At 70.1% G+C, this 21,537-nt stretch carries 20 protein-coding genes and 1 tRNA gene; 9 read left to right on the top strand and 12 right to left on the bottom strand.

Annotation, left to right across the window (positions count from 1 at the left end):
* Positions 1–176: 176 nt before the first annotated feature.
* The 6 genes from thrB to OHA73_RS28720 all read right to left on the bottom strand — a co-directional run bounded on the left by thrB (position 177) and on the right by OHA73_RS28720 (position 6,998).
* On the bottom strand, positions 177–1,094 hold the full coding sequence (gene thrB / locus OHA73_RS28745; RefSeq protein ID WP_266714082.1) for a homoserine kinase: 918 nt from the start codon (positions 1,092–1,094) through the stop codon (positions 177–179).
* 290 nt (positions 1,095–1,384) lie between these two features.
* Positions 1,385–2,452: a threonine synthase gene (thrC, locus tag OHA73_RS28740; protein WP_267069231.1), complete on the bottom strand. Its 1,068-nt coding sequence runs from the start codon at positions 2,450–2,452 to the stop codon at positions 1,385–1,387.
* Between the two features lie 6 nt (positions 2,453–2,458).
* A complete protein-coding gene (locus tag OHA73_RS28735) occupies positions 2,459–3,751 on the bottom strand; it encodes a homoserine dehydrogenase (RefSeq protein ID WP_266714078.1) in 1,293 nt (430 codons plus the stop codon).
* 139 nt (positions 3,752–3,890) lie between these two features.
* Positions 3,891–5,285: a diaminopimelate decarboxylase gene (lysA, locus tag OHA73_RS28730; protein ID WP_266714076.1), complete on the bottom strand. Its 1,395-nt coding sequence runs from the start codon at positions 5,283–5,285 to the stop codon at positions 3,891–3,893.
* 32 nt (positions 5,286–5,317) lie between these two features.
* Complete coding sequence (nrtL, locus tag OHA73_RS28725) at positions 5,318–6,409, bottom strand: ArgS-related anticodon-binding protein NrtL (protein ID WP_327656479.1); 1,092 nt, start codon at positions 6,407–6,409, stop codon at positions 5,318–5,320.
* 91 nt (positions 6,410–6,500) lie between these two features.
* On the bottom strand, positions 6,501–6,998 hold the full coding sequence (locus OHA73_RS28720) for a response regulator (protein WP_266714072.1): 498 nt from the start codon (positions 6,996–6,998) through the stop codon (positions 6,501–6,503).
* 141 nt (positions 6,999–7,139) lie between these two features.
* On the opposite strand from OHA73_RS28720, the gene OHA73_RS28715 reads away from it, so the two are divergent.
* Positions 7,140–7,211 (top strand) — tRNA-Arg (locus tag OHA73_RS28715).
* Positions 7,212–7,284: 73 nt separating this feature from the next.
* Here the strand turns inward: OHA73_RS28715 and OHA73_RS28710 are convergent.
* Genes OHA73_RS28710 through OHA73_RS28695 form a run of 4 tightly spaced genes read right to left on the bottom strand, consistent with a single transcriptional unit; the run spans position 7,285 to position 11,110 of the window.
* Positions 7,285–7,749 carry a MaoC family dehydratase gene (locus OHA73_RS28710; RefSeq protein ID WP_266714070.1) on the bottom strand — a complete coding sequence of 155 codons (465 nt, stop codon included), beginning with the start codon at positions 7,747–7,749 and terminating at the stop codon, positions 7,285–7,287.
* Complete coding sequence (locus OHA73_RS28705) at positions 7,746–9,260, bottom strand: acyl-CoA synthetase (protein WP_327656478.1); 1,515 nt, start codon at positions 9,258–9,260, stop codon at positions 7,746–7,748. Before OHA73_RS28705 ends, OHA73_RS28710 begins: the two co-directional genes overlap by 4 nt.
* Before the next feature lie 45 nt (positions 9,261–9,305).
* Positions 9,306–10,181, bottom strand: coding sequence for an amidohydrolase family protein (locus tag OHA73_RS28700; protein WP_327658541.1), 876 nt, complete (start codon positions 10,179–10,181; stop codon positions 9,306–9,308).
* Positions 10,182–10,186: 5 nt separating this feature from the next.
* Positions 10,187–11,110 (bottom strand): SDR family NAD(P)-dependent oxidoreductase, encoded by a 924-nt coding sequence (locus tag OHA73_RS28695; protein WP_327656477.1) that lies wholly within the window; start codon positions 11,108–11,110, stop codon positions 10,187–10,189.
* 152 nt (positions 11,111–11,262) lie between these two features.
* Between OHA73_RS28695 and OHA73_RS28690 the strand changes: the two genes are divergently transcribed.
* Both OHA73_RS28690 and OHA73_RS28685 read left to right on the top strand, forming a co-directional pair.
* Positions 11,263–11,724, top strand: coding sequence for a MarR family winged helix-turn-helix transcriptional regulator (locus OHA73_RS28690; RefSeq protein WP_266714066.1), 462 nt, complete (start codon positions 11,263–11,265; stop codon positions 11,722–11,724).
* A 228-nt stretch (positions 11,725–11,952) separates the two neighbouring features.
* Positions 11,953–13,104: an acyltransferase family protein gene (locus tag OHA73_RS28685; protein WP_267069236.1), complete on the top strand. Its 1,152-nt coding sequence runs from the start codon at positions 11,953–11,955 to the stop codon at positions 13,102–13,104.
* An 87-nt stretch (positions 13,105–13,191) separates the two neighbouring features.
* On the opposite strand, the gene ku is transcribed toward OHA73_RS28685, so the two are convergent.
* Positions 13,192–14,226, bottom strand: coding sequence for a non-homologous end joining protein Ku (gene ku / locus OHA73_RS28680; RefSeq protein WP_327656476.1), 1,035 nt, complete (start codon positions 14,224–14,226; stop codon positions 13,192–13,194).
* 83 nt (positions 14,227–14,309) lie between these two features.
* Between ku and ligD the strand changes: the two genes are divergently transcribed.
* Positions 14,310–15,191, top strand: coding sequence for a non-homologous end-joining DNA ligase (ligD, locus tag OHA73_RS28675; RefSeq protein ID WP_327656475.1), 882 nt, complete (start codon positions 14,310–14,312; stop codon positions 15,189–15,191).
* Between the two features lie 72 nt (positions 15,192–15,263).
* Here ligD and OHA73_RS28670 read toward each other — a convergent pair whose 3' ends face one another.
* Positions 15,264–16,067: a nuclease-related domain-containing protein gene (locus OHA73_RS28670; RefSeq protein ID WP_327656474.1), complete on the bottom strand. Its 804-nt coding sequence runs from the start codon at positions 16,065–16,067 to the stop codon at positions 15,264–15,266.
* A gap of 117 nt (positions 16,068–16,184) precedes the next feature.
* Between OHA73_RS28670 and OHA73_RS28665 the strand changes: the two genes are divergently transcribed.
* The 5 genes from OHA73_RS28665 to OHA73_RS28645 all read left to right on the top strand — a co-directional run bounded on the left by OHA73_RS28665 (position 16,185) and on the right by OHA73_RS28645 (position 21,527).
* Complete coding sequence (locus OHA73_RS28665; RefSeq protein WP_266714056.1) at positions 16,185–16,865, top strand: hypothetical protein; 681 nt, start codon at positions 16,185–16,187, stop codon at positions 16,863–16,865.
* Positions 16,862–18,145 (top strand): ATP-binding protein, encoded by a 1,284-nt coding sequence (locus tag OHA73_RS28660; protein WP_327656473.1) that lies wholly within the window; start codon positions 16,862–16,864, stop codon positions 18,143–18,145. Before OHA73_RS28665 ends, OHA73_RS28660 begins: the two co-directional genes overlap by 4 nt.
* Positions 18,146–18,254: 109 nt before the next feature.
* Positions 18,255–18,605, top strand: a complete 351-nt coding sequence (locus OHA73_RS28655; RefSeq protein ID WP_266714052.1) for an SH3 domain-containing protein — start codon at positions 18,255–18,257, stop codon at positions 18,603–18,605.
* 40 nt (positions 18,606–18,645) lie between these two features.
* Positions 18,646–20,058: an FtsW/RodA/SpoVE family cell cycle protein gene (locus tag OHA73_RS28650; protein WP_266714050.1), complete on the top strand. Its 1,413-nt coding sequence runs from the start codon at positions 18,646–18,648 to the stop codon at positions 20,056–20,058.
* The gene (locus OHA73_RS28645; protein WP_327656472.1) at positions 20,055–21,527 is read left to right on the top strand and encodes a peptidoglycan D,D-transpeptidase FtsI family protein; all 1,473 of its coding nucleotides are present in this window, start codon (positions 20,055–20,057) and stop codon (positions 21,525–21,527) included. Before OHA73_RS28650 ends, OHA73_RS28645 begins: the two co-directional genes overlap by 4 nt.
* The last annotated feature ends 10 nt before the right edge of the window (positions 21,528–21,537 follow it).

The raw sequence follows: 21,537 nt of genomic DNA, 5'->3' as shown, positions 1-21,537 counted from the left end.
CGCCACGTCTCGACATGCGAGGACGCTGCACAGAATCGCTGGGGAGGCTCCCGGAAGAATGGTTGTCCCTGACGGGGACACACAGCACCTCGCCATGGTAGGGCCGGGTGCAGACTTGAGGTTAACACTACCGGATCCAACAAACATTCCCCCTCTCGTATTCCGGCAACCGGGTGTCAGGAGCCAAGCGGCAGCACGCTCGCTCCGTCGACATCGAGGTCAAGGCGGTTCGCCGCCCAGCCCTCCCCGGCCAGCCGGGCGACCTTGTCGGCCGTTTCTTCCTCCACCAGAGCGAGGACCGTCGGCCCCGCTCCGGAGATCATCGCGGGCACCCCGTCGGCCCGCAGCCGCTCCACAAGGGCGGCGCTCTCCGGCATCGCCGGCGCCCGGTACTCCTGGTGGAGACGGTCTTCCGTGGCCGGGAGCAGCAGCTCGGGGCGCCTGGTCAGGGCCTCGACGAGCAGGGCCGCCCGGCCCGCGTTGGCCGCGGCGTCCACGTGCGGGACGGTGCGCGGCAGGAGTCCTCGCGCCATTTCGGTGAGGACCGGCTTTCCGGGAACGAAGACCACCGGAACGATGGAACTGGCCGCGTCGAGACGGATCGCGCGGCCCGCGCCGGTCTCCGTCCACGCGATGGTGAAGCCACCGAGCAGGCACGGGGCCACGTTGTCGGGGTGGCCCTCGATCTCGGTGGCGAGTTCGAGCAGCGCGGCGTCGTCGAGCAGGGCGCCGCCGCCTATCGTCACGGCGCGCGCCGCGACCACGGCGGACACGATCGCTGCGGACGAAGAGCCCAGGCCACGGCCGTGCGGGATGCGGTTGGCGCAGACGATTTCAAGGCCGCGCGGCTGTCCGCCGAGGGCGTCGAAGGCCGTACGCAGGGACCGGATCAGAAGGTGCGACTCGTCGCGGGGCAGGGTCTCGGAGCCCTCACCGGCGATGTCGATGTTCAGGCCGGAGTCGGCGACCCTGACGACCACGTCGTCGTAGAGCCCCAGCGACAGGCCGAGGCTGTCGAAGCCCGGGCCGAGATTGGCGCTGGTGGCGGGAACGCGCACCCTGACGGCGGCGGCGCGGAAGGCGGGACCGGCCATCGCTCGATGACTCTCCTTGAGCTACGGGATGTTTCGAGAACTTCCGATGTCTTGTGATGCGTCGATGTCTGGTGATGCGTGCGTCGACACCCGGGCCGCGATCGACGGAACAGCGGCGGCACCACGGCATATGCGGTGGGCGGGTTCGACACAGCCTATCGAAGGAAGGTTCAGTGGCGACATAGGGCGCACAGGAGGCGCACGATGCGTGTCGTAAGCCCCCCTGTGCACCCCCTGTACTGAAACGCCCAGTTGACGGCGTGTCAGCGTCGCGTAAAGAGTCGTACGACTCAGGCGAGGCCGAGTCGCTCGGCGGCCGCGGCGGAGTCGACCGGCACGGTGACCGGCTGCGGAGCACCGGCGACGGCCCAGTCCGGGTCCTTCAGACCGTTGCCCGTGACGGTGCAGACGATCTTCTGGCCGGGGTCGACCTTGCCCTGCTCGGCGGCCTTCAGCAGGCCGGCGACGGACGCGGCCGACGCGGGCTCGACGAAGACACCCTCCTGGGACGCCAACAGCTTGTAGGCGCGCAGGATCTCACGGTCCGTCACCTCGTCGATGAAGCCGCCGGACTCCTCGCGCGCGGCGAGCGCGTGCTGCCACGAGGCGGGGTTGCCGATGCGAATCGCGGTGGCGATCGTCGAGGGGTCCTTGACGACCTCGCCGCGCACGATCGGCGCGGAGCCGGAGGCCTGGAAGCCCCACATGCGCGGGGTGCGGGAGGAGACGCTGTCGGCCGCGTACTCCTTGTAGCCCTTCCAGTAGGCCGTGATGTTGCCGGCGTTGCCGACCGGGAGGACGTGGATGTCGGGCGCGTCGCCGAGGGCGTCCACGATCTCGAACGAGGCGGTCTTCTGGCCCTCGATGCGGAACGGGTTGACCGAGTTGACCAGCGCCACCGGGTAGTTCTCGGAGAGGGCGCGGGCCAGGTTCAGGCAGTCGTCGAAGTTGCCGTCGACCTGGAGGATCTTCGAGCCGTAGACGAGCGCCTGGCCCATCTTGCCGAGCGCGATCTTGCCCTGCGGCACGAGGACGGCGCAGACCATGCCGGCACGCACGGCGTACGCGGCGGCGGAGGCCGAGGTGTTGCCGGTGGAGGCGCAGATGACGGCCTTCGCGCCCTCCTCCTTGGCCTTCGTGATGGCCATGGTCATGCCGCGGTCCTTGAACGAACCGGTCGGGTTGGCACCCTCGACCTTCAGGTGCACCTCACAGCCGGTGCGCTCGGAGAGCATCTGCGCGGGCACGAGCGGCGTACCGCCCTCGCGCAGTGTCACGACCGGCGTGGTGTCGGTCACCGGGAGCCGGTCCCGGTACTCCTCGATGATGCCGCGCCACTGGTGGGTCTGTCCGGTCATGAGCTGCTACTCCCCTTCAACACGCATGATGCTGGCGACACCGCGCACGGTGTCGAGCTGACGCAGCGCGTCCACGGTCCCTGTGAGGGCCGCGTCGGCCGCGCGGTGGGTGACGACGACGAGGGAGGCCTCGCCGTCCTTCCCCGACTGACGCACGGTGTCGATGGAGACACCGTGCTCGGCGAAGACCGTCGCCACCTGCGCGAGAACGCCGGGCTTGTCGGCCACGTCGAGGCTGATGTGGTACCGCGTCACGACATCGCCCATCGGCGAGACGGGCAGCTGTGTGTACGCGGACTGGCCGGGTCCCGTCGCGCCGCCCAGGCGGTTGCGGCAGACGGCGACGAGGTCGCCGAGTACGGCGGACGCGGTCGGCGAGCCGCCGGCACCGGGCCCGTAGAACATGAGCTGGCCCGCGGCCTCGGCCTCGACGAAGACGGCGTTGTACGCGCCGCGCACGGAGGCCAGCGGGTGGGACAGCGGGATCATCGCCGGGTGCACGCGGGCGGTGACGGACTGCCCGTCGGCGGCCCGCTCACAGATGGCGAGCAGCTTGATGGTGCAGCCCATCTGCTTCGCGGACGCGAAGTCGGCGGCGGTCACCTCGGTCATGCCCTCGCGGTACACGTCGTCGAGGCGGACGCGGGTGTGGAAGGCGATCCCGGCGAGGATGGCGGCCTTGGCGGCGGCGTCGAAGCCCTCGACGTCGGCGGTCGGGTCGGCTTCGGCGTACCCGAGGGCGGTGGCCTCGTCGAGCGCTTCCTGGTAGCCGGCGCCGGTCGAGTCCATGGCGTCGAGGATGAAGTTCGTCGTGCCGTTCACGATGCCGAGGACGCGGTTGACCTTGTCCCCCGCGAGCGACTCGCGCAGCGGCCTGACCAGCGGGATCGCGCCGGCGACCGCGGCCTCGTAGTAGAGGTCCTCGCCGTGCTCCACGGCCGCGGCATGCAGGGCGTCGCCGTCCTGGGCGACGAGCGCCTTGTTGGCGGAGACGACGGAGGCGCCGTGCTCGAAGGCGGTGGTGATGAGGGTGCGCGCGGGCTCGATCCCGCCGATGACCTCGACGACCACATCGATGTCGCCGCGTTTCACGAGCGCGGTGGCGTCGGTGGTGACCAGCGCGGGATCGATTCCCTCGCGGACCCGGGAGGGCCGCCGCACGGCCACACCCGCGAGCTCGACGGGGGCACCGATCCGGGCGGCGAGGTCGTCGGCGTGCGTCGTCATGATGCGCGCCACCTCTGAGCCGACAACCCCACAGCCCAGCAGCGCCACCTTCAGTGGACGCGTACGCATCATGCGACCTCGTTTCCTCTACTGCTTCCGATACTTCGACGTATCTCTACGTGTATCGCTACGTGTATCTACGGTGGGTCCAGTCTCACCCACCGGACCGGGGTTTCAGCCCCCGGTCCGGATCGTGAGACGTAGATTTCATTTATCCGACGTCGAGACGCAGGAGATCTTCCTCCGTCTCGCGCCGGACGATCACCCGGGCCTCGCCGTCGCGCACGGCGACGACGGGCGGGCGAAGTGCGTGGTTGTAGTTGCTGGCCATGGAGCGGCAGTACGCGCCGGTGGCCGGCACGGCGATGAGGTCCCCGGCAGCGACATCGGACGGCAGGAACGCGTCCTTCACGACGATGTCGCCACTCTCACAGTGCTTGCCGACGACACGGACGAGCATCGGCTCGGCCTCGGAGCGGCGGGAGACGAGGGCGACGGTGTACTCGGCGTCGTAGAGCGCGGTGCGAATGTTGTCGGACATGCCGCCGTCGACGGAGACGTAGGTACGCAGTCCTTCGAGCGGCTTGACGGTGCCGACGGTGTAGAGCGTGAAGGCGGTCGGGCCGACGATGGCGCGGCCGGGCTCGACGGAGATACGGGGGGTGCGGAGGTTCGCCGCCTCGCACTCACGGCCGACGATCTCGTTGAGCGCCTTGGCGATCTCGTGCGGCTCGCGGGGGTCGTCGTCGCTGGTGTACGCGATGCCGAGACCGCCACCGAGGTCGATCTCGGGAAGCTCGATGCCGTGCTCGTCGCGCACCTCGGCGAGCAGCCCGACCACACGGCGCGCGGCAACTTCAAAGCCCGCCATGTCGAAGATCTGCGACCCGATGTGCGAGTGGATCCCAATGAGCTCGATGCCGTCCAGCTTGATGGCGCGCCGCACGGCCTCTGCCGCCTGCCCGTCGGCGAGGGCGATGCCGAACTTCTGGTCCTCGTGCGCGGTGGCGATGAACTCGTGGGTGTGCGCCTCGACGCCCACGGTGACGCGGATCTGCACGCGCTGCCGCTTGCCGAGGCCGTCGGCGATGTGGGCGACGCGCGCGATCTCCTGGAAGGAGTCGAGCACGATGCGCCCGACGCCGACCTGGACCGCGCGGCTGATCTCTTCCTCGGTCTTGTTGTTGCCGTGGAAGGCGATGCGCTCGGCGGGCATGCCCGCGGAGAGCGCGGTAGCAAGCTCGCCCCCTGAGCAGACATCCAGATTCAGCCCCTCCTCGTCCAGCCACCGCACGACAGCGCGGCTGAGGAAGGCCTTACCGGCATAGAAGACATCGGCGTCGGGCCCGAAGGCGTCACGCCAGGCGGCGCACCTGGCACGGAAGTCGGTCTCGTCGAGGAAGTACGCCGGCGTGCCGAACTCCTCGGCGAGCCGGGCGACCTCGATGCCGCCGACGCTGACGCCACCGTCGCCGGCACGGGCCACGGTCTGCGCCCACACCTTCGGGTCGAGGACGTTGAGGTCGGTGGGCGGGGCGCTGTTGTAGTGGCCCTCGGGCAGGACGTCGGCGTGACGGGGGCCGGCGGGGTGTGCGGAACGGCTCATGGCTGCGGTGGCTCTCTTCGTCTACTTCTGTGTCACAGATGTTCGGGTGCGTCGATGCCGAGCAGGGTCAGGCCGCCTGCGAGCACCGTCCCGACGGCTTCGGCGAGCGCGAGCCGGGCACGGTGGGCGGCCGAGGGTTTCTCCTCGCCTTGGGGCAGTACGGCCGGACAGAGCGAGGCCATGAAGGTGTCGGCAACGCCGACGAGGTGCCGGGCGAGCCGGTCGAGGGCGTGCTGCTCGGCTGCGGCGCGGAGGATGCGGGGGTGGTCGGCGAGCACGGCGACGAGGTCTTCCTGACCGGGTACGTCTTCGGCATGCCCGGCGGGTCCGGTGGGGTCGGCGGTGAAGCCGAGGTCCGCGGCGTTGCGGGTCAGGGCGTGGGTGCGGGCGTGGGCGTACCGGACGCGGAAGAGCGGATTGGACTCACGCTGTGCGAGGTGCTGGTGCTCGTCGTCGCCGATGCGGGGCCGGTCGTGGGCCGCGGGGTGGAGCAGAGCCCAGCGGGCGGCGTCACGGCCGAGCGGCATGGGGTCGGCGGGGGCGGGCACGGGCCGGATGCCGATGCCGCCGTCGGGGCTGCCGACCGCGTCGACGTGGACGCCGAGGACGTCGACCCACTCGGGCCGGGGCCGGCCTGCGCAGCTGGTCCGTACGTGGACGCCTTGGGAGCGCAGCAGACGGGCGACGGAGTCCATGACGACGAGGGCACGCACCTCGTCGGGAGCGTGCAACTGAACAACCTGACCGGTGGCGGTGGCGCCTTCAGCGAACCCGTATCGCTCCCCGGCGCTCAGGATCTCCGCGACGAATGCGCCGGAGGCGGACGCGGATTCCGACAGCCTGACATTGAGAAACCCGGGTCCGGTGACGACGACACCGTCGATACCGGGGCTCTCCCCGAGCCGACGGGACAGGATCTCGGCGACCTGACGCGGGGGCCGTCCGGCAGGGCGGGCGAGCTGCAGCGCGACGTTGGTGGCGTAGTCCCCCTGCCCGCCGGCCCGCGGCCGCTCGACGACGATCCGCTCCTCGCCCGCCGCGCACACGGCCGCGTCGAGCTCGCCGTCGTCGACCGCGCGACGGACGGCGCGCAGGACGGTGCGGGAGAGCTCGGCGGGGGTCACGGGACAAGCGTATGGGAGGAGGGGGGTGGGTAGGCGAGTCGGTTTCCCGGAAGGTCCGGGATACGGACGGGGAGCCGGGCCGGCGGGACGCTCAGGCGTCGGCGGTGCGGGTGGCCTGCTCGGCGTCATCTGCGGCACTCACGGGGCGCCCTGCACCCGCGCGGGAGGCACCGCCGGGGGCCGCCCCCGCGCGCCCCTGCTCGCTCAACTGCCGTACGACACGCACCAGTTCACTCGGCTCGAAGGGCTTGGCGAGAAACGCGTCGACGCCGACGTCGAGCCCGCTCTCGACCTCGTACTGGGTGCAGGCGCTGACGATGACGATGGGCAACGAACGCGTACGGGCGTCCGCCCGCAGCCGGGCGGCGGTCCGCAGCCCGTCGAGCCGGGGCATGACGACGTCCAGCGTGACGACGTCGGGCCGCACCTGGTCGATCACTTCCAAACACTCGGCACCATCGGCCGCGGTCACGACCTCGAAGCCCTCCAGCTCGAGATTGACCCTGATCAGCTGCCGAATCACCTTGTTGTCGTCCACGACAAGGACTCGGCCGGACGCGCCTGGCACAACTCGAGAGTAGGTCGACACCGGTCACCGCGTCCGGGTTTTCCCCACTTCCGCCCCCTACAGGCGACACGAACCCCGCCGCTCCCCGCCCAATAACCCGTTCCTGAGGACCTCAAAGGAGCTGGTAGTGTTCTACCCGTCGCCACGCACAGCGCGGCGCACGCCCCCGTAGCTCAGGGGATAGAGCATCGGCCTCCGGAGCCGGGTGCGCAGGTTCGAATCCTGCCGGGGGCACCTTGAATTGGGTGCCTGAAAGACCCCGTCAGCAGCGGAGACGCTGTCGGCGGGGTCTTTTTGCGTTTGCGTGTCAGGCGTAGAAGCGGGAGACGCTTTGGAGGACTGCTGCCGGCTTCTGGGTGCCCTCTATTTCTATGGTTCCGTCGATGGTGATTTGGGCTCCATCGCCTGACACCTCTTCCACTGATGCCACCCGCGCCGACAGGCGGATGCGGGAGCCCGCCTTGACCGGGGACGGGAAGCGGACCTTGTTGAGGCCGTAGTTGACCTTTGTGGTGACGCCCTGGACGTCCAGGAGGTCGGTGAAGAGGGGGATGAAGAGGGAGAGGGTCAGGTAGCCGTGGGCGATCGGGGCGCCGAAGGGGCCCGCCGCGGCGCGTTCGGGGTCCACGTGGATCCACTGGTGGTCGCCCGTCGCGTCGGCGAACGTGTTGATGCGGTCCTGGGTGATCTCGAGCCAGTCGCTGGTGCCGAGGTCCGTGCCGGACAGCTTCTTGAGTTCGGGCAGGCCGTTCACCGTGAGGGTCGTGGTCATGGCTGTTGGGCGTCCTGTTCGTGAGAGCCGCCGTGCGCCTCGCGCAGGCGGGATTTGAGGAGCTTTCCGGAGGCCGTGCGCGGGAGTCCGTCGGCCAGGAGGAGGGACTTGGGGATCTTGTATTTCGCCAGCCGGCCGGAGAGGGAGGTCAGGAGGGTCTCGGGGAGTGGGGTCGTGCCCGCGCGCGGGACGACTATGGCCCGGGGGACCTCGCCCCATTTCTCGTCGGGGACGCCTATCACCGCGCACTCCGCCACGTCGGGGTGGGCCAGCAGCGCGGCCTCGATCTCTGCGGGGTAGATGTTCTCGCCGCCCGAGATGATCATGTCCTTGAAGCGGTCGACGATGGTCACGTAGCCGTCGGCGTCCACGCGTGCCGCGTCTCCCGTGCGGAACCAGCCGTCGGAGAAGGCCGCTGCGGTTTCCGTCGGCAGGCCCCAGTAGCCCGGCATCACGTGTGGGCCGCGGACCACCACCTCGCCCGTCTCGTCGGTGTCCACCGGCGTCAGGTCCGGGCCCACCACCTGTACGTCGCTGAAGAAGTGCGGCACGCCCGCCGAGCCCGCCTTGCTCACCGCGTGCTCCGCGTCGAGGAAGAGGGTGCCGGGGGCCGCCTCCGTCATGCCGTAGCCCTGGAGGAAGGTGAGGCCGCGTTCCTGGTAGGCCGCGATCAGCGGCGGCGGCACCGGGGCACCCCCGCAGGTCAGGAGGCGTAGGGACGAGAGGTCCGCGGTCGGCCACGCGGGCTGGCGGGTCAGCAGGTCGAACATCGTCGGGACGCCGAACATGAACGTCACACCGTGCCGCCGCACCAGGTCGAACGTGGCCGCCGGGTCGAACGCGCCGACCAGGACGCACGTGCCGCCCTTGAGCAGCACCGGCAGCGTCAGCATGTTCAGGCCCGCCGTGTGGAACAGGGGCGCCGAGACGAGGGCGACCTCGTCCGCGATCAGGTCGTGGTCGACCAGGACGTTGATCGCGTTCCACGTCAGGTTGGCGTGGGTGAGCATCGCGCCCTTGGGGCGGCCCGTCGTGCCCGAGGTGTACATGATGAGGCAGACGTCGTCGCCGCCGACCGCCTCGTCCACCGGGTCCGCTGGGGCGGCCTCCAGCAATTCCTCGTATCCGCTTCCGTCAGCCTCGATTGTCACCGGGACCGACAGTGCCTTCGCGTGTTCCCCGTCTCCCGTGTGCAGGAGGGTTTTCGCTCCCGAGTCGGCTATTTGGTAGGCGAGTTCGGCTGTCGACAGGCGGGTGTTGAGGGGGACGAAGACCGCCCCCAGCGTGCCCGCCGCGAACAGTGTCTCCAGGTACGAGGGGTGGTTCGGGCCGAGGTACGCGACGCGGTCGCCGCGGCGCACGCCGTGTGCGCGCAGGGCGTGCGCCAGGCGGGTCGTGCGGTCGTGCAGGTCGGCGTATGTGTATGTGGTGCCGTTGTGGATCAGGGCGGTGCGGTGCGGGGTCTTGCGGGCCCGGCGTGCGGGCCATGACCCCAGTCCCTCGTTGCGCATCCGTGCCTCCTATGGCTCCGGTGCCTGCTGCGGCTCGCGTGCCTGCTACGGCTTGGTCAGGCCCAGCAGGCGTGCCGCGTTCTCCTTGAGGATCTTGGGGCGGACCTCGTCCTTGATCTGGAGCTTCGCGAAGTCCGCGAGCCAGCGGTCCGGGGTCAGGACCGGGTAGTCCGAGCCGAAGAGGACCTTGTCCTTGAGCAGCGTGTTCGCGTACTGGATCAGCTGGGGCGGGAAGTACTTCGGGGACCAGCCGGAGAGGTCGATGTGCACGCCCGGCTTGTGCGTCGCCACCGCCAGGGCCTCGTCCTGCCAGGGGAACGACGGGTGCGCCAGGATGATTTTGAGGTGGGGGAAGTCGGCCGCCACGTCGTCCACGTGGAGGGGGTTCGAGTACTTGAGGCGGATGCCGCCGCCGCCCGGCACGCCCGCGCCGATGCCCGTCTGGCCGGTGTGGAAGAGGGCGATGGTGCCTGTTTCCTCGATCAGCTCGTAGAGGTCGTAGGCGACCGCGCGGTCGTTGGGGAAGAAGGCCTGGATGGAGGGGTGGAATTTGAAGCCCTTTACTCCGTACTCCTCCACCAAGCGGCGGGCCTGCTTCACTCCGGCCTTGCCCCGGAACGGGTCGATGGAGGCGAAGGGGATCAGGACGTCCGGGTGGGCGGCCGCCGCCTCCGCCACCTCCTCGTTCGGGACCGGCTCCGTGCCCGTCGCGGACTCGGCGTCGACCGTGAAGATCACGGCGGCCATGTTCCGCTCGCGGTAGTACGCGGCCGTCTCCTCGAGCGTCGGCTTCCGGTTGCCCTCGGTCTTGAAGTACGCGGACGAGGCCTCATGGAGGTCGTCGGAGAGGGAGCCGTGGCCCTTGGAGGACACCTCCGCGTGGGTGTGGACGTCGATCGCGGCCAGCTCGTCGATGTTCATCGCGTTCATCGGGCCTCCCCCTCCGGAAGCTTCGGGGCGGGGATGCCCACCGTCTGGAGTTCGGCGCCGACCGACGTGGGCCACGCGTCGGCGATCGTGTCCGGGGTCCAGCCCCCGTCCGCGTAGGCCGACTTGATCTCCTGCGGGTGCGACCAGAGCGTGAGGCGGTCGCCGCCGATGCCGATCGCCTGGCCGGTGACGGAGCGGGCCGCTTCGGAGGCGAGGAAGGGGACGAGGGCCGCGCAGTCCTCCGGTGTGCCGAAGCCCTCGCCCTTGCGCAGGAAGGACGGGAGCGGTTCGCCGCCGCGCAGGGCCTCCACGTACGGGGCGAAGGCCGGGATCGTCTCCGTCATGGCCGTCGCGGCGACCGGGACGATCGCGTTGACCGTGATGTTCGCCCGGGACAGCTCCATCGACCACGTACGGGCCATGGCGACGATGCCGGCCTTCGCGGCGGCGTAGTTCGTCTGGCCGAAATTACCCCGTTGCCCCGCGGGCGAGCCGACGAGGACGAGCGTGCCTCCCTCGCCCTGCTCGCGCATGCGGACCGCGGCGGCGCGGGCGCAGGTGAAGGTGCCCTTCAGATGGGTGGTGAACACCGCGTCGAAGTCTTCGTCGGTCATCTTCCACAGGACCTTGTCGCGCAGGATGCCGGCGTTGGTGACCAGGACGTCGAGGCGGCCGAACTCGCTCACCGCCCGCGCCACCAGGCGGTCCGCGGCCTCGGCCGTGCCGACCGGGACCACCTCGGCGACGGCCGTGCCGCCCGCCTCGCGGATGGACTTCACGGCCGCTTCGGCGACGGCCTCGTCGACGTCGTTGACGACGACCGAGGCGCCGTGGGCGGCGAGGGCATGGGCGTAGGAGAGGCCGAGGCCACGGCCGCCGCCGGTGACGACGGCCGCCTTTCCGGTGAGATCGATGGACACGTGTGGGTCCCTTCCTGCCAGCGATACGGCGATACGTGGGGGCAAGAAGGAAGCTAAGAGCAATAATTGGTGACGTCAATAGTTGTTGTCGACCCGTATGTACGAGAGACTGTCGCGGCACACCGCAGGCCCCGCCCACCCAGGGAGACCCCATGACCCCCGCCCCGATCGACGCGCACGAGCCATGGATGCGCGGGCTGCACGCCGACACGGGCTATCTGCTGTACCGGCTCGGCCTGCGCTCGGGGCAGTTGTTCAACGCCTCGCTCCAGGAGTCGGGGCTTCGCCTGCGCCACTACGCGGTGCTGCGCTTCCTGGCCACGGGCGAGGGCGCGCTGCAAAGGGAGTTGAGCGCGCAGCTCGGCTACGACCCGAGCGCGATCGTGGGTCTGGTCGACGATCTGGAGAAGGCCTCGTTCGTCGAGCGGCGGCCGTCCCCCGGCGACCGGCGCAGCCGGATCGTCGTGCTCACGGACGACGGGCGGGACTTTCTGCGCGGCACGGACGAGGCGGGGCTGCGGGTGACGAGCGAGCTGCTCGCACCGCTGGACGAGGACGAATGCGAGACGCTGCACGGGCTGTTGCGGCGGGTCGCGGAGGCCGGGCTCGGCTGACGCACACTTTCGGCCGTTGTCGACTTCTCGCTACGGCGACCGGCAGCGAACCCGTTTGAGTGATGGTCATTCCTGATCAGGACTGTGAGAGCCGCCACGCGGGCTCGATCCAGGTTTACTCGTGCCCCACGGCATGGCTACGGTTCGGTCGATGTCTCGCAGCCACTTGAACCTCACAAATCCAGGAAGATGCGTGTCCGGTAGCCGGGGTTCCCAACGGGAGGGATCGTGAGCGAACCGGTACAGCTCGCGGCTCATCGGGCCCCGCTGCCCGATCAGCAGGACACTGTCGCACCCGCGAGCACTCCATCCAGGAGACAGGCGGCCGCACCGGCCACCACCGCGACACCGAAGTCCGGCAAGGCCCGTGACGCGTTCTACGACAACGCCAAGTACTTGGCGATCGTCCTGGTCGCGATGGGCCATTCCTGGGAGCCGCTGCGCGACGGGAGCCGGGCGGCCGCCGCCCTCTACATCATCGTGTACACGTTCCACATGCCGGCGTTCATCGTCATCTCCGGCTATTTCTCGCGGTCGTTCGACGCGAGCCCTGCTCGGCTCAAGCGGCTGATCACGGGTGTGGCGGTGCCGTACGTGGTGTTCGAGGTCGTCTACACACTCTTCAAGCGGTACGCGGGTGACGATCCCGGATACGACTTCAGCCTTCTGGACCCCTGGTACCTGACCTGGTTCCTGGTCTCGCTGTTCGTGTGGCGCCTGAGCACGCCGATCTGGAAGACGATCCGCTGGCCGCTGCCGGTGGCCCTCGCCGTCGCGGCGCTCGCCTCCGTCTCCCCCAGCATCGGCGACGACCTGGACATGCAGCGCCTGCTGCAGTTCCTGCCGTTCTTCGTCCTCGGCCTGTGCCTGAAGCCGGAGCACTTCCAGCTGGTGCGCCGCAAGGAGGCGCGGATCATCGCGGTGCCGGTCTTCGCGGCCGCGCTGCTGTTCGCGTACTGGGCGGCGCCGCGGATGACCGCGGCGTGGACGTACCACCGGGACAGTGCCCAGGAGTTGGGCGCGCCCGGCTGGACCGGAATCGTCATGACCCTGGCCATGTTCGGCTGTTCGGTGATCCTCACCGCGTGCTTCTTCGCGTGGGTGCCGGGCCGCAAGATGTGGTTCACGGCGCTCGGCGCGGGCACGCTGTACGGCTACCTGCTGCACGGCTTCGTCGCCAAGGGCTCCCGCTTCTGGGACTGGTACGACAACGCCTGGATGCACACCCCGTGGGGCCAGGTCGTGGTGACGCTGCTCGCGGGAAGTCTGATCACCGTGCTGTGCACGCCACCGGTGCAGCGGATGTTCCGGTTCGTGATGGAGCCGAAGATGGAGTGGGCGTTCAAGCGGGACGCCGCCAAGGTGGCCAGGGGGCGTTAGCCGCCTTGGTACCCGGCGACGGGGTTGCGGTCTCGGGGCTCTGCCCCGGGCCCCGCGGGCTCTCGTCCAAGAGCAGGGCTTACAAGCTCAAGCCGACGTCTTCTTGCGAGGCGTCGGCTTCTTCTTTGCCGGGGTCGGCTTCTTGGCGGATGTGGTCTTCTTCGACGAGGTCGACTTCTTGGCCGGTGTGGTCCTCTTCGCGGGGGCGGACTTCTTGGCGGTGGTCTTCTTGGCCGCCGTCTTCTTCGTGGCTGTGCTCTTCTTGGCCGTGGTCTTCTTCGTACGGGACCGGGAGGACAGCTCCGTCACCTCGGCCACGTCCTCGCCCTCTTCGCCCTCGCTCCGCGCCTTCTTGGCCGCCCGGACGCTGCTCTCCAGCGCCGACATGAGGTCGATGACCTTGCCGCCTCCGCCGTCCGACTTCTTGGGGGTCTCGGCCGGTTCGGTGCCGGAGGCCTTCGACTCGATCATCTCCTCCACGGCGTCCCGGTAGTCGTCGTGCAGGGAGTCCATGTCGACCTCGCCGAGCGTGTCCATCAGGGCGTCCGCCAGATCGAGTTCGGCGTCGCGGACCGTGACGTGGGAGTCGGGGGCGGCGTCCTCCGGGGCGCGGATCTCGTCCGGCCAGAGCAGGCCGTGCATCGCGATGACGTCGTCGACGACCCGCAGCATCCCGAGCCGCTCCCGGCCGCGCAGCGCGAACTTGGCGATGGCCACCTTGTTGCTGCGCTTGAGCGCCTCGCGCAGCAGCGTGTACGGCTTGGCGGCCGGGACGCCGTTGGCCTGGAGGTAGTACGCCGTGCCCATCTGGAGCGGGTCGATCCGCTCGGCCGGCACGAAGGAGACGATCTCGATGGTCTTGGCCGTGGGGATCGGGAGCTGGGCAAGATCGTCCTCGGTGATCGGGATGATCGAGCCGTCGGCGTCCTCGTACCCCTTGCCGATCTCGTCGTTCGCGACTTCCTTGTCCTCCAGCTCGCACACCTTGTGATAGCGGATGCGGCCGCCGTCCTCCAGGTGGATCTGGCGGAAGGAGATCGAGTGGTTCTCGGTGGCGTTGACCAGCTTGATCGGGATGCTGACCAGGCCGAAGGAGATGGCGCCGTTCCATATGGAGCGCACGGTGGACCTCCCGGTTCGCGCCGCGATACACGACATAAGCGATAGAGACGACATAACGGGCTGGGTTGCCAGAGTATTACCGTATGGCGCCCATCACAGAAGTGGAGGGGCGGCGGCTCACGCTCAGCAACCTGGAGAAGGTGCTGTATCCGGAATCCGGGTTCACCAAGGGCGAGCTGCTGCACTACTACGCGACGGCCGCGGAGGCCCTGCTCCCTCATCTGCGGGACCGTCCGGTCTCCTTCCTGCGCTTCCCCGACGGGCCGGACGGCCAGCGGTTCTTCGCCAAGAACGTGCCGCCGGGGACACCTTCCTGGGTGAGGACGGCCGAGGTGCCGCGCTCGGACGGGGGCTCGCGGCAGATCCTCGTACAGGACCTGCCGACGTTGATGTGGGCGGCGAACCTGGTCACCGAGTTCCACACGCCGCAGTGGCGGGCGGAGGCGCCGGGGCGGGCGGACCGGCTCGTGTTCGACCTGGACCCCGGGGCGCCGGCCGACATCGTGCAGTGCTGCGAGGTGGGGGTGTGGCTGCGGGAGCGGTTGGCGCGGGACGGGCTCGAGGCGTACGCGAAGACGTCCGGGTCCAAGGGGCTGCATCTGCTGGTGCCGCTGGTGCCTACGGCGTCGGAGCGGGTCAGTGCGTACGCGAAGGGGCTCGCGCAGGGGGCGGAGGCGGCGATGCCGCGGCTCGTGGTGCATCGGATGGCGCGGGGGCTGCGGCGCGGGAAGGTGTTCGTCGACCACAGTCAGAATTCGGCGGCGAAGACGACGGCTGTGGCGTACACCCTGCGTGCGCGGGTGTCTCCGACGGTTTCGGCGCCGGTGACGTGGGGGGAGGTCGAGGGCTGTGGGGATGCGGGGGACCTGGTTTTTGTTGCGGGGGACGTTGTTGCGCGGCTGGGGCGGGACGGGGATCTGCTCGCGGGATTGTTCGACGCCGATCGGGCCGGGGAGCTGCCTTGACGCGGACGGCGTTGCGGTCGCGGGGCTCCGCCCCGGACCCCGCGCCTCAAACGCCGGCGGGGCTGGATTGGGTCACACCCGCGTCCACGTCCCCCTGTCCCGCGCCATCATGTGGAGCGCCTCCACGTCCGCCGGTTTGAGGAGGCCCGCCGTGTGGGTGAGGGGGGCGAGGTCCGTGTCGGTGAAGAGGCGGACGTCGCGTGGTGGTGTTGTCACCTCGACGGTCGCCGGTTCCACCAGGACCAGGCCCGCGCGGACCTCCGCGGTGAGGGCGAAGGAGGCCCGGGACGCGTCGGCCCGCACCCGGCGCAGCAGTGGCTGCCGCTCCGCGCGGCCCGCCGTCACCCAGGGGTCGCCGATCCGCACCCGTTGCCTGCGCACGGGCAGCGTGTGCAGCGCGAACAGGCCGCCGGGTCCGATCAGCAGGTGGTGGATGCGGGCTCCGCCGGGCAGCGGCACCGAGTGCAGCACCCGCCAGCCGGCCGCCTCGAGGCCGTCGAGGACCTCGCCCACCCGTGCCTGCGCGGCGAGCGCCCTGCGCCGCGGGTCGGCGCGCAGCCGGCGCTGCGGGGCCGGGGCGCGGTCCAGGGAGATGACGAGGTCCTCGCCCGGCCGGTTCGGCGCGAGGTCGTCGTCGGGGTGGAGGGTGAGCCCGGCCAGTTCGGCGGGGGTCGGCACCGGGGGCGGGCCTACGGCGACCTGGCCCGCGATGAACGGACGGAGCACGTCGAGCACGTCCGCCCGCCGGGTCTCGCTGAGCAGGTTCACCCGGCCCGCGTCCCGGTCGTACCAGGCGACGTTCGTGCCGTCGTCCCCGCACACGTAGAGCCACTCCTGGCCGTTCCGCCAGGTCGGTATGACGCGCAGTCCGCTCATGCCCCATCACCCCACGACCATGGGAGCAGCAAGCCCGCCGCAGGGCAAGAAGCCCGCAGGCCCGGCATGATGACGGATGACCAACACGACCCGTTCGACCCGGCAGGCAGGAGTGCAGTGACAGGCCCTAGGCGCCTCGGCCGACCCGTCCTCGCCGTGTCGGTCGCCGTGTTGTTCTGCGCGTGCGCCGGCTGCGGGGACCAGGGCGGTCTGGAGAGCGTGGGGCCGACCCCGACGGCCGTCGGTCCGGAGCGGCTGTGGCCCACGCTGCCGCCCGCGACCCGCGCCGCCGACGACTACGGCGCCGGGGAGACGGCCGTGGTCAAGGGCGTGAAGGTGCCCGGCGGGAAGCTGCGCGCGGTCGACCCGGCGACGATCGTGCGGGCCCGCGTCACCGCCGCGCCCGACGACTACAAGGACATCGCCGCCGACGTCGCGGACTGCCCGTCGTCCAAGGACTGTCCCGTGCTCGGCGGGTACTACCGGGATCTGACCGGCGACGGCCCGGACGATCTGCTCGTCGCCGTCCGCGCCCCGCACCGCCAGGCGTATCTGCAGGCGTACACGTACCGCGACGGCAAGTTGACCCAGATCATGGACGACAAGGACGCCGTCATCAACGTGCATCTGGCGGGCCGGAACATCGTGGTGCGCGCCGCCGCCGACCTGTCCGGGTACGAGTACCGCACCTCCTGGTCGTACGACACCCACCAGAAGGCGATGCTGCCGACCCGCGACGAGATCCTGCGCACCGGAGCCAAGCCCACCCCTGACCTGCCGTCACCGAGCCGCTCATGAGCCCGCGCATGCCCCGGCTGCCCGCCTGGACCGCGTCGCTGACGTGGAAGGCGACCGTGTTCATCACCGTGATGTGCTGTGCGCTCGCCGCGCTGCTCGGCGTCCTCGTGCACGTGTCGGTCACCGATCAGACGACGGGTCAGGCCCGCGAACGCGCGCTCACCCTCCTGGAGTCCACCACCAAGCGGTACGAGGCCGGGGGCAGGCTCGCGCCGGGCGCGGGCCTCGATCCGCCGGGCCTGCCCGCCGAGTTGCGCGCCCTCGCCGCGCGCGGGGAGCGCGGCACGATGATCTCGGAGCACCCGGAGCGGCCGACGATGTGGGCGGCGGGCCCGGCGGCCACCGGCCGGGGCGACGGGCGGGCGCTCGCGGTGCGGATCGGCTTCGCGCAGGGCCGGCGCACCATCGACGGGCTCGACAGGGCGATCCTCACTTCGTCCGTGCTCGCGATCGGGGCGACGCTGCTGGTCGGCGCGTTCGCGGTGACCCGCGTGACGCGGCGCCTGCACGCGACGGCGCGGGTGGCGCGCAGGATCAGCGCGGGCGACATGGACGCGCGCGTCGACGACCGCCGGACGAAGGATCCGGGGCGGCGCCACGACGAGGTGGCCGATGTCGCGGGCGCGCTCGACAGCATGGCCGGTTCGTTGCAGGCCAGGATCCTGACCGAGCAGCGGTTCACCGCCGATGTCGCGCACGAGCTGCGCACACCGCTGACCGGGCTGCACGCCGCCGCCGAGCTGCTGCCGCCGGGGCGGCCCACGGAGCTGGTGCGGGACCGGGTCGCCGCGCTGCGCACGCTCACCGAGGACCTGCTGGAGATCTCGCGGCTCGACGCGCGCAGCGAGCGCCTCGACCTGGACGAGAACCGGCTCGGCCCGGTGGCCGAGCGGGTGGTGCGGGCGTCCGGCACGTCCACCGAGGTCGAACTCGTGCGGGACGTCTGCGTGCTGACGGACCGTCGCCGTCTGGAGCGGGTCCTCGGCAATCTCGTGGCGAACGCGCACCTGCACGGCGCCGCGCCGGTCACCCTGACCGTGAACGGACCGGTGATCACGGTGCGCGACCACGGCGCGGGCTATCCCGGCTATCTCGTGGAGCACGGGCCGCAGCGCTTCCGCACCGAGGGCGGCGCCCGCGGTCACGGGCTCGGCCTGACCATCGCGCTCGGGCAGGCCGAAGTCCTGGGCGCACGCCTGGAGTTCGGGAACGCGCCGGACGGTGGCGCGGTGGCGACGCTGACGCTGCCGTACGAGGAGACCGAGTCCGGGGCACCCTAGAGGCGATAGCGGAGAGTGACCTTTTGCGCGCCCTGCGTGCCGCTTTTAGTGTGAAACCGGGCATTCAAGGCGCCCTCTCGCTCCTCACCCCCGCCTCAGGAGGACCCGCATGTCCCTCACCACCCGCCTCGGTACGGGCATCGCAGCCGTCGCCACCCTCGTCGCGACCGCGGCCGTCCCCGCCGTCGCCCAGACCGCCGGTTCCGGCGCCGGCGACTCGCCGCCGGTCTACAAGGGCCGCGTCACCGCCAAGTCCGGGCTGCTGCTGCGCGACGCCCCGGCCCGCGGCGCCAAGGTCGTCCGCTCCGAGCCGTACCGCGCGATCGTCCGGATCTTCTGCAAGACCTCGGGCGACAGCGTCGGCGGGAACTCGTACTGGTACCTGCTCACCGACGGCACATGGGCGTGGGGTTCCGCGAAGTACATCCAGAACATCGGCGCCGTGCCGCGCTGGTGCTGACATGACCTGATATCAGGTACTTGCTTGCTACGTTCCCGGTATGACCGGATCATCGGGTACGTCGGGCACATCGGGTACGTCGCGAACCAACGCCTCCTCCGCGGTGCCCGCTGTGCGCGTCCCCCGGCGCCGGGGCACCGAACTGGCCCTGCTGGTCGTCGCCGTGCTGCTCAGCGTCTACGGATACATCGACGTCGGGCTCGCCAAGGACAGCAGGGTTCCGGGCGGTGCGCTCAGCTACGGCGCCGGGCTCGGGGCGCTCGCCCTCGTCGCGCACCTCGTGGTCCGCTTCCGCGCCCCGTACGCCGATCCGCTGGTGCTGCCGATCGCCGTGCTGCTCAACGGGCTCGGCCTGGTGCTGATCTGGCGGCTCGACCTGGAGACCCCGAGCGACCAGGCGGCGCCCACCCAGCTGATCTGGTCGACGCTCGGCGTGGCCCTGTTCATCGCGACCGTGCTCTTCCTGCGCGACCACCGGGTGCTGCAGAGATACGCGTACATCTGCGTGGTCACGGCCCTGGTGCTGATGATCCTGCCGATCTTCTTCCCGCCGATCAACGGCGCCCGGATCTGGATCCAGATCGGCAGCTTCTCCATCCAGCCGGGCGAGTTCGCCAAGATCCTGCTCGCGATCTTCTTCGCCAGCTATCTCGCGGCCAACCGGCACGCCCTCGCGTACACCGGCAAGCGGATCTGGCGGTTCCAGCTGCCGACGATGCGGGTGTTCGCGCCGATCCTGGTGATCTGGCTGATGACCGTCGGAGTGCTGGTCCTGGAGACGGACCTCGGGACCTCGCTGCTGTTCTTCGGCCTGTTCGTGATCATGCTGTACGTGGCGTCGGGGCGCGGCAGCTGGATCGCCATCGGGCTCGTGCTCGCGGCCGTCGGCGCGGTCATCGTCGCCTCCTTCGAGCCGCATGTGCACAGCCGCGTCGAGGACTGGCTGCACCCTTTCGCCTCCATCGACGCGGGCCAGGGCGCCAGCCAGCTCGCGCAGTCGCTGTTCGCTTTCGCGGCGGGCGGGATGCTCGGCACCGGGCTCGGTCTCGGGCACTCGAACCTGATCGGCTTCGCCGCCAAGTCGGACTTCATCCTGGCGACGGCCGGCGAGGAGCTGGGGCTCGCCGGGCTCACCGCGATCTTCCTGCTGTACGCGCTGCTCGTGGAGCGCGGCTACCGGGCGGGGCTCGCGCTGCGCGATCCGTTCGGCCGGCTGCTCTCCATCGGGCTCGCCTCGATCGTCGCGCTGCAGGTCTTCGTCATCGCCGGCGGCGTGATGGGCCTCATCCCGCTCACCGGCATGGCGATGCCGTTCCTCGCGCAGGGCGGTTCGTCCCTCGTCACCAACTGGATCATCGTCGCGATCATCATCCGGGTCAGCGACCGGGCCCGGAGCCAGCTGCTGCCCGAGTCCCCCGGGACCGCCCCGGACCCCGTGGAGGGCGCCAAGTGACCAAGTACATCCGCCGGGCCTCGGTCTTCTGCCTGATCCTGCTGATCGCGCTGCTCATCAACGCGGCCCGCATCCAGTTCTTCCAGGCCGACAAGCTCGACGACAACTCGGCCAACCGCCGCTCCACGATCGAGCGTTACGGGCAGCCGCGCGGCGACATCCTCGTCCAGGGCAAGTCGGTCACCGGCTCCAAGGACACCGGGGAGTCGCTGCGCTACGAACGCACGTACAAGAACGGGCCGCTGTACGCGCCCGTCACCGGCTACGCCTCGCAGACGTACGGGACGACGTTCGTGGAGAGCGCCGAGGACGACATCCTCTCCGGCACCGACCCGATGCTGTCGCCCGTCCCCTTCTGGAACGAGATCTCGCGCGCCCAGGAGCCCGGCGGCAATGTGAAGACCACCATCAACGCCCGTGCGCAGGAGGCCGCGTACTCAGGGCTCGGCGGCAAGAAGGGCGCGGTCGCGGCGATCGACCCGTCGACCGGGAAGATCCTGGCGCTGGTGTCCACCCCGTCGTACGACCCCGGGCGGATCGCCGGCACCGACTCCTCCTCCACCGAGGCGTGGGCCGAGCTGAACAAGTCCGAGGAGCAGCCGATGCTCAACCGGGCGCTGCGCCAGACGTACCCGCCAGGCTCCACGTTCAAGGTGGTCACGGCGGCCGCGATCCTGGAGAACAACGTGGTGAACGGCATCAACGCGTCGACCGACACCCCGTCCCCGTACACCCTGCCGGGCACGACGACCCAGCTGACGAACGAGTCCGCCTCGGACGCCTGCACGGACGCGACGCTGGAGTACGCGCTGCGGGTCTCCTGCAACACCGTGTTCGCCAACCTGGGGGTGCAGACCGGACTCTCGGACATGGTGAAGATGTCGGAGAACTTCGGCTTCAACGACAGCGGGATCAAGGTCCCGATGGCCGCCGCCAAGTCGAACTTCGACACCGACATGAACGACTCGCAGCTGGCGCTCTCCTCGATCGGCCAGTACGACACCGCCGCGACGCCGCTGCAGATGGCGATGGTGTCCTCGGCCGTCGCCAACGGCGGCACCCTGATGCAGCCGCACCTCGTCGACAAGACCACGACGAACGACGGCGACACGGTCTCGGAGACCGGCAGCGACACCTACAAGCAGGTCATGTCCCCGTACACGGCGACGCAGTTGCAGCAGATGATGGAGGACGTCGTCTCCGAGGGAACGGGCACCGGGGCGCGGATCTCCGGTGCGACGGTCGGGGGCAAGACGGGGACGGCGCAGCACGGCGAGAACAACGAGGGCACTCCGTATGCCTGGTTCATCTCCTACGCCAAGGAGAAGGATGCGGCTACGCCAGGGGTGGCGGTTGCGGTGGTCGTCGAGGACGCCTCCGCCAACCGCGACGACATCAGTGGTGGTGGCAGCGCGGCGCCGATCGCCAAGTCGGTGATGGAGGCGGTTCTGGACTCGTCGGACAGCTGAACCGGGGCTT

The organism is Streptomyces sp. NBC_00483, assembly GCF_036013745.1.
GTDB lineage: Bacteria > Actinomycetota > Actinomycetes > Streptomycetales > Streptomycetaceae > Streptomyces.
Note: the sequence above shows the minus strand (reverse complement) of the source record. Positions and strands in the feature narration are given on the sequence as shown.